This window comes from Niastella sp. sgz303648 (assembly GCF_059587045.1).
On sequence record NZ_JCAPSW010000013.1, the window covers coordinates 19,489 to 34,423 of the forward strand.

Annotated in this window: 10 protein-coding genes; 9 read left to right on the forward strand and 1 reads right to left on the reverse strand. The window is 43.3% G+C overall.

The features are described 5' to 3' along the window. Positions 1-58 precede the first annotated feature (58 nt). The 6 genes from AC59IL_RS29140 to AC59IL_RS29165 all read left to right on the forward strand — a co-directional run bounded on the left by AC59IL_RS29140 (position 59) and on the right by AC59IL_RS29165 (position 7,413). Positions 59-1,198 carry a helix-turn-helix transcriptional regulator gene (locus tag AC59IL_RS29140; protein ID WP_496555760.1) on the forward strand — a complete coding sequence of 380 codons (1,140 nt, stop codon included), beginning with the start codon at positions 59-61 and terminating at the stop codon, positions 1,196-1,198. An 80-nt stretch (positions 1,199-1,278) separates the two neighbouring features. Then, on the forward strand, positions 1,279-2,700 hold the full coding sequence (locus AC59IL_RS29145) for a serine hydrolase (RefSeq protein ID WP_496555761.1): 1,422 nt from the start codon (positions 1,279-1,281) through the stop codon (positions 2,698-2,700). A 26-nt stretch (positions 2,701-2,726) separates the two neighbouring features. Next, positions 2,727-4,082: a serine hydrolase domain-containing protein gene (locus AC59IL_RS29150; RefSeq protein WP_496555762.1), complete on the forward strand. Its 1,356-nt coding sequence runs from the start codon at positions 2,727-2,729 to the stop codon at positions 4,080-4,082. Then, positions 4,064-4,216 carry a hypothetical protein gene (locus AC59IL_RS29155; RefSeq protein ID WP_496555763.1) on the forward strand — a complete coding sequence of 51 codons (153 nt, stop codon included), beginning with the start codon at positions 4,064-4,066 and terminating at the stop codon, positions 4,214-4,216. The genes AC59IL_RS29150 and AC59IL_RS29155 overlap by 19 nt, the downstream gene beginning before the upstream one ends. Before the next feature lie 80 nt (positions 4,217-4,296). Then, positions 4,297-5,337 (forward strand): SMP-30/gluconolactonase/LRE family protein, encoded by a 1,041-nt coding sequence (locus AC59IL_RS29160; RefSeq protein ID WP_496555764.1) that lies wholly within the window; start codon positions 4,297-4,299, stop codon positions 5,335-5,337. Between the two features lie 141 nt (positions 5,338-5,478). Continuing rightward, positions 5,479-7,413, forward strand: a complete 1,935-nt coding sequence (locus AC59IL_RS29165) for an alpha/beta hydrolase-fold protein (protein WP_496555765.1) — start codon at positions 5,479-5,481, stop codon at positions 7,411-7,413. 104 nt (positions 7,414-7,517) lie between these two features. Here AC59IL_RS29165 and AC59IL_RS29170 read toward each other — a convergent pair whose 3' ends face one another. Next, complete coding sequence (locus AC59IL_RS29170; RefSeq protein WP_496555766.1) at positions 7,518-9,191, reverse strand: alpha-L-fucosidase; 1,674 nt, start codon at positions 9,189-9,191, stop codon at positions 7,518-7,520. Positions 9,192-9,692: 501 nt separating this feature from the next. Between AC59IL_RS29170 and AC59IL_RS29175 the strand changes: the two genes are divergently transcribed. The 3 genes from AC59IL_RS29175 (at position 9,693) to AC59IL_RS29185 (ending at position 14,934) form a co-directional block, all read left to right on the forward strand. Then, positions 9,693-10,253: an RNA polymerase sigma factor gene (locus AC59IL_RS29175; protein WP_496555767.1), complete on the forward strand. Its 561-nt coding sequence runs from the start codon at positions 9,693-9,695 to the stop codon at positions 10,251-10,253. A 77-nt stretch (positions 10,254-10,330) separates the two neighbouring features. Further along, on the forward strand, positions 10,331-11,515 hold the full coding sequence (locus AC59IL_RS29180) for a FecR family protein (RefSeq protein ID WP_496555768.1): 1,185 nt from the start codon (positions 10,331-10,333) through the stop codon (positions 11,513-11,515). 116 nt (positions 11,516-11,631) lie between these two features. After that, complete coding sequence (locus tag AC59IL_RS29185) at positions 11,632-14,934, forward strand: TonB-dependent receptor (protein ID WP_496555769.1); 3,303 nt, start codon at positions 11,632-11,634, stop codon at positions 14,932-14,934. Position 14,935: the final 1 nt, after the last annotated feature.

Sequence of the window (14,935 nt, forward strand, 5' to 3'; positions counted from 1 at the left end):
GTAAAAAATCATTGATACCAAAATGAGGCTATTTTTGATATACAAATAAAAGTAAACCGTGACAGCCTTTCTAAATACCATTATCCTGCTGGGTGCACTACAGGGATTGATCCTATCCATTCTCCTTTTTCGCCGCACCGTCAATAAACGTTCCAACCGTATGCTGGCCTTTCTTATTTTGCTGATGTCAATGGCAAGTCTGAACCTTTATTGCATTCATAATCATCTGTTGGAGTCCAGCTTCATACTTCGGTTTATTTCCTGGGTGGTGCCTTTGATCATCATAATGCCGATGGGGCCTCTCATTTATTTTTACATTCAATCAATGCTCAATCCTTCTTTCCGGCTTGCCCGCAGGCACAGGCTTCAGTTCCTGGCCGGCGTCATTGATATTGTACCCCAGCTAACAGCCATTATTTTCATTACCGGTGTTTACATGAAAGTTATAAAATATAATCCCGAACCCTGGGGGCTTTTTATCGATCGCTATAATATGTATTCCGATATACCGCGGTGGTTATCGCTTACTATTTACATATTGCTTTCATTTAAATTTTTGAAAAAGGAAAAAACTACAGATGGTAATACCGATAAAGAGGCTATACGCAAATGGCTGCAATTGTTTATTACCATATTTTTAGCTTTTCAACTGATCTGGTTCATTTTCCTGATCCCTTATATCCTTCCCGCCTATAGTGATTGGCTTTTAAACAAGTTTGACTGGTATCCTATTTATATCCCGGTTGCTGTTATGATTTATTGGTTGGGATTAAAAGGATACTCCATTTCGCTGGCCGTTAATACCGAAAAAGTAAAAAAGACAATTTCCCGTGATATAACGAAAGAGGGGGTTACACAAATAATGAGCCTGCTTCAAAAAAGCATGAAAGATGACAAATTGTATCTGAACCCCGAATTGAACCTTGAAGCCGTGGCAAAGCATACGGGCATTGTTGCCAAAATGATTTCAACCGTCCTGAACCAACACCAGCAAACAAGTTTTAACGAATGGGTAAATGCCTATCGCATCGGGGAATTCAAACTAAGGATCCGGAACGGCTGCCTGGAGCAACTCACCATATCGGCCCTTGCCATGGAATGCGGGTTCAATTCGCAGGCTACTTTTCAACGCATATTTAAACAATCAGAGGGGCTGACGCCCTCGGCATACCTAAAAACGATCAGTTCAAACAACTAATTATTCTCAAATCCGGATTTGAGAACTTGTTTTCAGAAAATTAAGTCAGAAAACCTGGAGTTTGCATCAAACTCACGGCCATGAAACAAATATGCCTGGTATTGTTTTTTTTGCTAATGCGTGTATTGTCGATTGCTCAAACAAATCAGGATTCGTTTGCCCGGGAACGAGAGCCAGACAGGGATCTGGAAAAATCAATGGATAGTTTACTTTCTTCACAGTTTACACCAACGGAACCCGGCATTTCTGTTTTGGTTGCTCAAAAAGGACAAATTGTATACAAGAAAGCTTTTGGCAGCGCTAACCTTGAATTAAACACGCCCATGCAGCCCGACATGGTATTCAGGATTGGCTCCATTACCAAACAATTCACTGCTATTGCCATACTGCAATTGGCTGAAAAAGGACGTATTTCCCTGCAGGACAGCATCACCAAATATATAAAGGACTTTCCGGCCAGGGAATACACGATAACCATCGAACATTTGCTCACTCATACGTCGGGCATCAGAGACTACGCCAATGCCGACACCGTTCACCCATTCATAGAAAGAGAAGATTTTACTCCAGTCCGTTTGATGAGCTATTTCAAAAACCAGCCCCTCGAATACAAACCTGGTTCAAAATATAGCTATTCTAATTCAAATTATGTATTACTCGGTTATATCATTCAACTCGTGTCGGGCCAGGACTATCACCAGTATATGAAAGATCATATTATAATACCTGCCGGTCTTTTGCACACGCTGTATGCCGAAGAGCGAACCATTGTGCCGGGAAGAGTGCAGGGGTATACAAGAAACAAAGGCTTTTTTGAAAATACTGATTATCAAACGCTGTCGATGGGCTTTGCCTGCGGCGATTTGTTATCGAACACGGAAGATCTCTATCGCTGGAACCAGGCGGTGATATCCGGCAGCCTGATTAACAACCAAAGTGTTGACAAGGCTTTTAGTCCTTACACGCTTACCGATGGTAACACTACCCATTATGGCTATGGATGGTTTATCGATACTTTGTATGGGAACAGGTGCATTCATCACGAAGGACAGGTAAGTGGCTTTATTGCGATGGAAAAGTATTTCCCGGCAAATGATACTTATGTAGCTGTTTTAACAAATGTAAAGTCGGGCGAAGACAAAACAAATTTCAGTAGCCGGCGGCTCAGGCTGTTTAACGATATTGCCTACCTGGCCCTGGGCAACAGGTTTTCGGGAGAAGTAAATGTGAACGGGACTGTTTTGGACGATTATACGGGTACATACGAACTTACATCAGGTAAAGAAACAATTACCATTCGCAAAAAGCACGACAAGCTGTATTTTGAATTGTCTAATGGCACTGGTAAGAACATATTGCTATCACCGCTTTCTGAAACAAAATTTTTCCCGCCCGATGTGCGGCGGATCTACACCACTTTCGAATTCATTAAAGAGAATGGAAAGGTAATAAAGCTCATCGTTGTGCAGGACCGCAGATCTGAATGGAAGAAAGTAAAATAACTAAACCCATCTTTAAAATTCAACACATGTATAAACGTTTTTTACTGTTTGCCGGTCTTTTACTGACTGTTATTGCTTCTCACGCACAAGCCAGTGGAATGGAGAAAAATCTCGACAGCCTGCTGGCCGGTTATTTCAAACCATCGCAACCCGGTTGCGAAGTGCTGGTGGCCAGGCATGGGCAGATCATTTATAAAAAAGCATTCGGCCGCGCCAATCTCGAATTAAATGTTCCGCTGAGCACCGGCATGGCCTTTAATCTTGCTTCTATCACCAAGCAGTTTACAGCCGTGGCTATTTTGCAATTACAGGAACAAGGTAAAATTTCCGTGTACGATAGTTTGCAAAAATTTATTCCTGACTTTCCCTCAAAAGGGCACACGATTACGATTGAACATTTACTTACGCATACTTCGGGCATTAAAGACTATCTGCAGCTTGACTATTCAGGTCAGAATATGGAGCGATGGGATTTTACGCCCAAACAGGTGATCGATAGCTTTAAAAATTATCCGCTGAACTTTACACCTGGTACCAGGTTTTCCTATAGCAATTCAGGTTATTTCCTGTTGGGGTATATTATTGAAAAACTGACGGGGAAACGGTATCAAAACTATATCATGGACAATCTTCTAAAACCATTGGGGTTGACGCATACCTGTTTTGACAGCGATGGCAATATAATTCCGGGGCGGGTGAATGGTTATCGTAAAGAGGGCGCGGATTTTAAAAATGCCGACTTTTGGAGCCCGACCATTGAATATGCCGCAGGGGGGCTGATTTCAAATGTGGATGATTTGCTTAAATGGCACAACGGCCTTTATTCTTACGAGGTGCTGAAAAAAGAAACTTTGCAAAAAGCATTTATACCTTTCCAACTGGCCGATGGCACAACAGCGGGCTATGGGTATGGGTGGTTTGTAAAAACAAACAACGGTATTCAGTCTATAGAACATGAGGGAGGATTGCCCGGGTTTAAGACAAATGAAATATATTATCCTGCCGAAGACGTGTTTATTGCCATATTGTGTAACTACGGTGAAGCTCCCATAGAAGAATTGTCGGCCAATATATCGGTTACTGCAATCGGAAAGCCATTGCAAAGCGATGTAAAAGTAGACCCAAAAATTCTTGACAAATACGTAGGGGCTTATAAGCTGTCTATTGACACCAACAGAACGATCGCCATGCAAAGAGTCAATGACCGGCTTATTGCCGTCGTTTCGCCCACACAAAAAATACCTTTGCTTTTTCTATCGGAAACCAATTTTCAATTTAAAAACATGCTGGGCGTTAGCGGCGAATTTGTAGTTGAAGAAGGAAAGGTTACGAAATTCTATGTTAGCCAAAACGGGCGTTATGAATGGATAAAAACGAAATAAAAGAAGGAAAAGAAAACAGTTCCAGGCTGACTATTGTACTGGTTATCATCTATGCAAAACAAGCCATCGCGTATATTATCCTTCAGCGTATTTTATTGGAAGATTATATCGGGAAGTTCCAATACTTTGGATAAGCGATTAAAAGAAAATTATCTTTTGCGCTTGCTTTTAACTAAAACATACCTGATTAATTAAACCAAAAAAATTGTTTGCTATGAAAAAAGAACTGATTCTTTGCCTGGGGGTACTATGTGCCTTTAGTTATTATTCCTGCATGAAAAACATGGCAAGAGAATCTCAAACTGCTGACCTGGTTGATCATATAGATTCTAAAAATAATGTACTTGCCTGTGGATGTGGTCCGGTTGATACTACTTTTTTTGACCCCACATGTTTGGTTGCACCCCATGCACATGTGGAAAAATTAGGTGAAGGTTTTGGGTTTACGGAAGGTCCTGCTGTTGATAAACATGGGAATATATTTTTTACTGACCAGCCCAATAATAAAATTTATAAATGGTCGGCCATCAACGGCACTATAACTACTTTCCTGTCAAACTCAGGCCGCTCAAATGGAATGTACTTTGATAAGAACGGATACCTCATCTCTTGTGCGGATATGCATGGTGAATTATGGAGTATTGATAAGAACGGTAACCATACGGTGCTGGTAAATAACTACAATGGCAAATTATTAAACGGACCCAATGATCTTTGGATCAATCCGGTCAATGGCGGTATCTATGTCACCGATCCGTTATTTCCAAGAGATTATTGGGATGATACAGATCCGCGCAAAGGACCGTGGCCAGGCAATACCCAGCAAGGTGGCGCTTATGTGTATTACCTGAGCCCTGACCGCAAAAAATTTACCAGGGTCGTGACAGAAGACATGGGCTATCCGAATGGAATTACCGGATCGCCTGATGGAAAGAAATTATACGTAGGCAAATGGCCCGCAGAAACCTATGTCTTTGATATTAACCGGGACGGCACCCTTTCTAACAAAAAGCTCTTTTCTACTATGGGTGGCGATGGTATGACAACCGATGAACGGGGAAATATTTATATGACCAATGAACAGGGAGTAACCGGTTTTAATAAAACAGGAGAAAAAATATTTAATGCGCCTACCGGCGAAGGTTGGACGGCCAACGTTGTGTTTGGAGGTCAAAATGAAAAGACATTATTCATTACAGCATCGGGTAAGGTGTTTGGCTTAAAGATGAAAGTAAAGGGTGTCGAAAAATTCTAATTGAACAAGATTCCTGCTATTTTCAACAATTGTACCATGCCTGAACTTCAGGTAGGGATGTTTTGAAATTGAATGTACCAATGATGATTCCTGTTGATACAAAAAACTGGTCGCCAGGCGACCGCAAAAAACGACATTGCCATGCGAAATAATGTATTGTTGATTTTACTTATTAAAGCCCTGTTTTTGATAAATGTTACTACTGTTGCTCAGTCTGTTCCGTTGCAGGCGCCGGTTGGGTTTGATTCTTTTCGCGCTGAAATACCTCATGGAAAAATTGATACCATCCTATATCCTTCTAAAACAGTAGGTGTTACACGCAAAGCGCTCGTCTATACACCACCGGGGTTTTCAAAAAAAGGACGGTATCCTGTGCTGTATCTTTTGCATGGTATCGGTGGCGATGAAAAGGAATGGCTGAATGGAGGTAAACCGCAAATAATATTGGATAACCTTTATGCCGCAAAAAAAATTGAGCCTATGGTGGTGGTAATGCCCAATGGAAGGGCTATGAAAGATGACCGGCCTGTTGGAAATATTTTTGATTCGGCAAAAGTGCAGGCGTTTGCCACTTTTGAAAAAGATCTGCTTAACGACCTGATCCCTTTCATCGGGAAAAAATACCCGGTGCGGGTTGACCGCGAAAGCTGCGCCATTGCAGGGCTTTCCATGGGCGGCGGGCAGTCATTGAATTTTGGGTTAGGCAATCTTGACAAATTCGCCTGGGTGGGTGGTTTTTCATCTGCTCCCAATACCAAAAAACCTGAAGAACTGGTGCCTGATCCGGAAATGGCCAAAAGCAAATTGAAACTGCTTTGGATCTCCTGTGGCGACAATGATGGTCTTATCTCATTCAGTAAGCGCACACATGATTATCTCTACGAAAAGGGCGTTCCGCACATTTATTATATCGAGCCGGGCGTACATGATTTTAAAGTGTGGAAAAACGGATTATACATGTTTTCGCAATTCCTGTTCAAACCAGTGAATATTGCTGATTTCCCGAAGTACACGGTGTTAGGTACGCCTGCATCCACCAACGTAAGATCGGCAAAGTATCCGCAGATACTGCCCGACAACCGGGTGGCGTTTCGTATCAAAGCGCCGGATGCACAAAAAGTTCAGATTGACCTGGGTAAAAAATATGATATGGGCAGGGATACAGGTGGATACTGGCAGGTAACCACTGATTCCATTGGTGAAGGCTTTCATTATTATTCCCTGCTTATCGATGGTGTTGCTGTTGCCGATCCGGCCAGTGAAACATTTTATGGAATGGGGCGTATGGCCAGTGGCATAGAAATTCCACTTGCCCATGCTGGTTATTATGCTTTGAAAGATGTTCCTCATGGCGATGTGCGTATGAAACGTTATTATTCTACAGTTACCAATTCATGGCGTCGCTTTTATATCTATACCCCGCCAGGTTATGATAATAATACATCCGAAAAGTACCCGGTATTATACATTCAGCATGGAGGCGGTGAAGATGAAAGAGGCTGGGTTGCTCAGGGCAGAACGGATCTTATACTGGATAATCTCATCGCAGAAAAAAAAGCCCGCCCAATGCTGGTAGTCATGATGGATGGAAACTTCGGCGCCGGTGGGATCGCCGGATTTGGCGAGCAAACGCTTATAATGTTTGAAAATGAATTGAAGCAGGTGGTCATACCTTTTGTTGAAAAAAATTACAGGGCAGAAATGGATGCCACGAAAAGGGCGCTTGCCGGTTTATCGATGGGAGGTTTACAAACTTTGTATACCGGAATAAAGAATACCCGGCTTTTTTCCTGGCTTGGGGTGTTTAGTTCAGGATGGTTTGGCAACAAGCCGGAATTATCTAATCCGCAGTACGAGTTCATGAAAAATAACGCAACAACTATCAATAGTAACCTGAAAGTGCTTTGGATAGCAATGGGTGGAAAAGAAGATATAGCTTACAACAACTGTAAGATCATGCTTGGAAAGTTTGATGAGATGGGAATAAAGTATACCTATAGTGAATACCCCGGCGGTCATACATGGCCCGTGTGGCGAAACAATCTTTACAACTTCGTGCAATTGTTGTTTCATTAAAAATTCCGGGTCCTATAGTTTTTTCAGTGCAAACTAAAGACTTTATATTGTTAAAATCAGGATGCCGCCAGGAGTAGAAACTCTGCGGCATTTGTTGAAATTGATTATCCGGTAATGCCTGAAATTTTCAGTGCAAAGGCATTGTCACACGGTCTGTTATCAGGTAGCTTTACCAGCAAACCTTCTGTGCCCTGTTCCCATTGCAGCTTTCCTGTATACCCGAGTAAATTCACTTCCGTTATTTTTTTGTTACCAACCTGTGGCGAACCAGATGCAAGGGATCTTACAACCACCTGCTTATTTTCGGGCCATCCAAAAAAGGTAGCGTATAATACATTACCTTTTTGGGTAAACCTGAAATCTTCTGCCGTAAAATGCTTTGCCGCTCCTTCATTGAAGCCCTGCCCGTTTAATGGTTTGGCATTAGCAATTGACGGTCCTTCGCCAAATACTTTCCATGGCCTTGTAGCATATATGGCTTCGCTGTTAATGGCCATCCATTTACCAATATCCTGCACTACCGCCAGTTCCAGTTCGTCTATAGTGCCATCGGCGCGTACCGGTATGTTCAGCAGCAGGTTACCGTTTTTACTTACTACGTCAACCAACTGGTTCACTACGTCACGGACGCTTTTATATTCTTTGCGATCGTAGATACGGCGATCGTAATGCCAACCGCCAATACAGGTACAGGTTTGCCAGGGCAGAGGCTCTATATTATTGCTGGAGCCTTTCTCTATATCCCATACCATGCATTTACGTTGTTTTTCATCGAGTATCTTTCCATTAATAACGGCTTCCGGTTTTCCGTGCCTTTTGATACTATCGTTATACATGTGTGCCGCAATGCGCAGACCGGCATCACTAATTGGCCATAAAGGCAATGCAGTGTCATCAAAATATACCAGGTCGGGATGGTATTTATTGATGAGGTCAACCGTTCTGTTATAAAAGTTTTCGCAGTATGCTTTATCCGGAACGCTAACGCCTTCACCCCAGTGCCATTGTTTATGAATGTTATAAACGTTTTCGCTACCGGCGCTGAGCGGATGGTTTTGCGCATACAATTGCTGCGGATCCAATCCTTCCCACCAGGTGCCTTTGCCATCGGCTTTTGTTAATTTGCCATCATAAGGTATGCCGGCCATCGGCCCGCTTTTATCGCTTCTTTGCGCTGTTTCGTACCACGGCCAGGCATGGGCTGCATGCACGCTTACTCCGAACCGCAACCCTTGTTTTTGCGCGGCCTTCGCCCACCCCCCGATAAGATCTTTTTGGGGCCCCATCTTCACGGAGTTCCACGGTTGGTATCGACTGTTGTAATTGTCGAAATTGTCGTGGTGATTGGCCATGGCTACAAAGTATTGTGCTCCCGCTTTTTTATACAATTCCACCAGTTGGTCAGGGTTCCAGTTTTCAGCTTTCCACTTATGAATTACATCTTTGAACCCTACTTTTGAGGGATGTCCGTATTTTTCGAGGTGATATTTATAATGCTCATTTCCTTCTACGTACATGAATCGCGCGTACCAGTCGCCATGTTCGGGCTGGCATTGTGCACCCCAATGGGCCCACATGCCGAATTTGGCATCGCGAAACCAGTCTGGTACGGTATATTTTTCAAGCGAATCCCAGTTGGGGTTAAAGGGACCTTTGGCCATTTTTTCGCCCGGCACCCCATATGTGTTAAGATCCTGCAATGGTTCGCCGAATACTTTTGAAAGCCACCATGCAGGTAATGTGGCGGCCATCCCTTTTAACAATTTCCGTCTATTCATATGTAAGTTGTTTTTTATCTAAATATCAAAACCCGTCAGGTTTTTATTAATATCTCTTTCCGATTGCGGAACAGGCCATAATTCATTTACTCCTTTTTTAAAGTTTCTTTTATGTTACAGGAAGTAACCCTCATTGTCAACCGGGAATTTAGTATACCCCCTGCACCAGTTTCATGGTTATATTTCTGCTTTTCCGCTTAGATATGTCTTATGAGTAATAAAATGACAATTTACCCTTAGTGGCCTTTGATTTTTTTTGAAACACTTTACAATCCGGCAGCTTTTATTTCTGATACAAATGAGCAATTAAGCGCTGCTTCTTAAGTGCTTAAAGCCCCCTGATTATGTAAACCTTTTGAATATCGGTATTCTGCAACCCGGTTTTTTCAATATAATTTTTATTTAATTTATTTAGCAACTTTTGATTTTTTTTTAGCAACTTAGCAAACGTGCGAGCACCAAACTGCATGGCACAATAAAACATTCTAACTTTTGCTTGTCTTGAACTACGCTGCGGACGATAATGATTTGTTTGCTCTGGTAAAAAACGATAATGAGCTGGCTTATACTGAGCTATACAACCGGTACTGGCAAAAGCTCTATTTTGTTGCATATAAGCATCTTAAGTCTGACCCCGATGCACGGGAGATCGTACAGGAAGTATTTTTTACCATTTGGGAAAAGAGAAAATCTTTAGTTATTGAATCCTTTGCCGCCTATGTAGCTGCTATGGCCCGGTACGCCGTATATGTAATGCTGGCCCGAAAAAAAAGGCAGGTTGAAAAAATAAGCGAGCAAGCGATTCCTAAGCAAACCCTGCCCGAAGCCCTTGCCGACCTGTTGGAAAATAAATGGATGCTGGAAAAAATTTCAGCCTTATCATCCACATTGCCTGAAAAATGCCGCATGGTCTTTATTAAAAATAAATTGCTCGACCAATCGCTCACCCAGGTAGCGGCAGACCTCGACATCTCCACAAAAACCGCCGAATCGCATCTTACCAAAGCATTGAAGATCATCAGAGATAAATTGGGTGATGCAGCTATCTTCCTGATGTTTTAAAATTTTTCGAAAAAAATTAAAAAAGAGTAAGGGTAAATTGTCTGTCTGACACTCTTATAAGGTATAAAACTTGCCATATGAGTGTTCCCGGGGAACAGCTTTTAGCCGCATTGGCCGAAAAATTCCTGGCTGGCACCGCTACTGAAGAAGAACAGCAGCAGTTACACCAGTTGTACGACAAATGGATAGATGATGAAGAAACTGTTGTTTCCGCAACGGAACAAGCTGAAGTGCTGCGTATAGAGATACTGCAGGCGATCAAAAACCAGATCAATGGTCAAAGCAAGGTTATCCCTTTTTATAAAAGGAAGTCCTGGCGTTTTGTTACAGCTGCATCTATAATTATTGTCGCAGGAATTCTGCTCTTTTATTTTATTCAACCCGCTTCTCAAAAGAACGAATTAGCATCAAAGCAAACTAATCTTCCCACAAATCAATCTCCGGTTGTACCGGGCAAAGACAGGGCAACCTTAACGCTTGCCAATGGCACTGTGATCGATCTCGACAGTTCAGGCGCCGGCCTGTTGGCGCAACAGGGAAATACCAGCATTATCAATAAGGATGGAAAAATAATTTATGACCCTCGTAGCACGGGTAGGGGGGAAACAATATACAATACCATCAGCACTCCAAGAGGCGGACAATATCAATTGGTATTGCCCGATGGTACCAAAGTATGGTTGAATGCTACTTCGGCGATAAAATTCCCGGTAGCATTTACCGGCAACAGCCGCACCGTTGAGCTCACAGGCGAGGCTTACTTTGAAGTAGCTCCTTCGACTTCGCTCAGGACTGGCGCAAAAATACCTTTTTTAGTTAAAGTGAAGGATGTAGAAGTGAAAGTACTGGGCACCCACTTCAACATAATGGCTTATGGCGAGGAAGGAAAGATCGCCACTACGCTTTTGGAAGGAAGTGTGCATGTATCAAGGGGGGCAGAAAAACATGTAATGGTACCGGGGCAGCAGGCCGTTTGGAACGAAAACGGCGAATTTAATTTGAATGAGAATGCCGATCTGGAAGAAGTGGTGTCCTGGAAGAACGGAAAATTCCATTTCAATAATGCAGATATAAAAGTCATCATGCGCCAGATAGCCCGGTGGTATGATGTGGATGTGGAGTACCGGAATATTTCATCAGAAACTTACCTGGGCGGCGTTGTATCCCGGAAAGAAGACCTAAGGCAACTGCTCAATTATTTTGAAATAGCAGGTAAGGTGCATTTTACCGTAGAAGGAAGGAAAATTATCGTTTCCAGATAAAAAGTTAAGGCCAAAAAAAACGGATCCCGCTGGCGGGCGGGACCCGGCGAAAGTTTTGGTCGTTTATTAGTCGATTCAGCAACCAATATTTACAAACCAAAAACGAAAGCAAAAGTATGAAAGTTTTACTTTATGGCTATGCCCGCTGGTGGCGGGCCGGTAGCCATACGCAAAAGCTTATGAGCATGAAACTAACGATTGCATTAATGCTTTTAACAAGTGTGCAGGTGCATGCTGTGGGCAGTGACGCGCAAACAGTAACCATCTCCCAAAAAAACATCCCGTTGCAGGAGGTGTTCAGGCAGATCAACAGGCAAACAGGCCTTGATTTTGTCTATGACATGAAGGTCGTTCAGCGCGCAGACAAAATCAACCTGAATGTAAAGAACATGGATGTGGGGGAAGTATTGAAATTGTGTTTTGGCAACCAGCCGTTTACATTCGTGCGGTTGGGCGAAACTATCGTAATAAAGGAAAAAGTGCCGGAAGCCGATAAAACCGCATCGCCGCCTGCGGTGCTCATTAAAAAAATTAACGGAAAGATCAAAAGCGAGCGGGGCGAGCCTTTGGCTGCAGTAACTGTTTCCAATAAAGCAAAGGGTAAAAGTGTAGCAAGCAATGACAATGGTGAATTTGAGATCGATGCAGAACCAGGCGATGTACTCGAGTTCTCTTCTATTGGTTACACCACACAACAGGTTACAGTTTCATCTGCCACCGAAGTTTTGAATGTTTCACTGGCCATTTCAGTGGTTGAAAACGAAGTGGTGGTCGTAGGTTATGGTACGCAAAAACGCAGTGATCTTACCGGTTCTGTAGCTACCCTTTCTGCCAAAGCTTATAAAGATCAACCCCTGGTAAATGTTTCATCTGCCTTGCAGGGCAGGGTGGCGGGCGTATCCGTTACCAACAATTCAGGGGCGCCGGGCGGTGCTGTCAAGATCCGCATCCGGGGCGCCAATTCAGTGAACGCCAGCAATGACCCGCTGTATGTTGTTGATGGTATTGCCCTGAGCAGCATAGGGCTGGCAGATATTAATGTGAACGATATTGAATCCATGGAAGTGCTCAAAGATGCTTCTGCTACCGCAGTATATGGGTCAAGAGGCGCCAATGGGGTGATCATCATTACCACCAGGAGTGGGAAAAGCGGCAAGCCCAAAATCGAGTACAATGGTTTTGCCAGCTTTAACAGGCCGATGAAAAAATACAAGCTGATGGATGCGGTGACCTATGCATCAATTGCCAATCTCACGGCGGGGGCTACCGTATTTGCCGATCCGCAATCATTTGCAGGACAAACGACCGACTGGCAAAGTAAGATATTCGATAACTCGGTTACGCAAAGCCATCAAGTGGCTGTATCGGGCGGAACCGAAAATGCAAAATATTATGTGAGTGGCTTCTATGTAAACCAGGAAGGGTTATTGTTGAACAGCAACCAGAAAAAGTTTGGCTTACGTTCGAACCTGGATCTGAAATTGAGCAAGCGGCTGAATTTCGGCATTAACGTCTATGCCGGCCGCATTAATTCTCATAATAACGGCGATATCGGCTCCAAGGGCAATCCTGTTACGGCTGCGCTTACCTGGGCGCCCACAGAACCGGTGTATGATGCGCCCGGCCAGTATAATCGCTTTGGTATATCACCTATATGGGGTAACCCCTATATGGTCATTAGGGAGCGGAACGCAGACAATTTTTCCAACGTGGGCATTTTCAACGGAAAATTGAAATATTCCATTACCGACTGGCTCACGTTGAGCATTAATGCAGGGCTGGATATGCAATTGGCGAGAAATGCCTATGTGAATAATGACTGGATCAGTCCGGGAAATCATGGATCGGGACAAAGCTCAGTGGAAAATTATACGTATCAAAACAGCAACGTTCTTACGTTTCATAAAACATTCGGCAAACACAGCCTTACTGCCACTGCTTTAATGGAAGCTACATCCAATAAGTACTACACCTTCAGCGCATCAGGTTCCGGACTGGCTTCTTTATCGAACGGGTATTATAACCTGGGATTGAATGCTTCGCAGGGCATTTCGTCGGGCTATAGCAACTGGTCGCTTTTGTCGTACATGGGCCGTGCAGCATATAGCTTTAACGATAAATACCTGTTGACTGCAACCATAAGAAGGGACGGATCTTCCAAATTCCAGGGTAATAACAAGTGGGGTAATTTCCCATCCTTTAGTTTCGGCTGGAAACTGTCTAATGAAAAATTCATTGAGGACCTGGGCATTTTTTCCAATCTTAAATTAAGGACCGGATGGGGCGTTACCGGTAACCAGGCCGTGGATCCATATAGCACGCTTGGCCTGCTTACACCGGTTACTTATTCTTATGGAACCCCAACAGTGTACCCGGGTTACACGTTGGGCAATCCGGCCAATCCTGATGTTAAATGGGAAACATCGAAGCAAACGAATGTTGGGCTCGATGCAAGTGTATTAGGGAACAGGCTGAATGTAAGTGTGGATTATTATAATAAAAACACGACCGACCTGCTCCTCTATACAAGGATCAATAATTATGATGGCGGCGGTACGTTCCTGAAAAATATCGGGAAAGTAAATAATAAAGGCTGGGAAATAGTGATCGATGGAACGCCGTTTAAAAGCAATGATTTTACCTGGACAGCAACCTTTAATGCTTCATTCAACCAGAATAAAGTGATGAGCCTGGGTGCAGATTCAATGCTCGAGCGTCCGGTCATAGTAGGTGGCGGACTTATTACCAATAGTATACAGGTCGTAAAGGTTGGACAATCGCTCGGTGCCTTTTACCTCATTCCATGGGAAGGCGTTTACCAGGCTGATAAAGGAAATTATAAAGCCGGTGACGCTATGTATAGAGATGTAAACGGAAACAACACTATCGGATTTGAAGACAGGGTGATTGCCGGATCAGCAATGCCAAAAATGCAATGGGGCTTTAATAATTCACTGGCTTATAAAAACTTCGAGTTGAACGTTTTTGTACAGGGCTCGCATGGCAGTAAAATTTTCAATGCCACTTACGCTTCTACGGCTGTACCTACCAGTGATGTAAAATTCATTACACTGGCAGATGCGGCTAATTACTGGACACCTTCCAATACAGGCTCTACCTTTGCCAACCCGGCGAGCAAAAATAAAAGCTGGGTTGAGTCAACACAATTTCTGCAGGATGGAAGTTATGTAAGGCTAAAGAATGTAAGCCTGTCGTATCAGATTGATCCAAAATGGCTTAAGCTGGCCACTGCAAAGATCTTTATCAGCGCACAAAATCTGGCTACGATTACCAAATACAAAGGCTTTGACCCCGAAGCTACTTCTACTTCGGCAGGTAGTGATACCGACGCAGGTATCGATCTGGGCGCTTATCCATCTCCAAAAACAATTACTGTTGGTTTACAGGTTAAATTTTAAA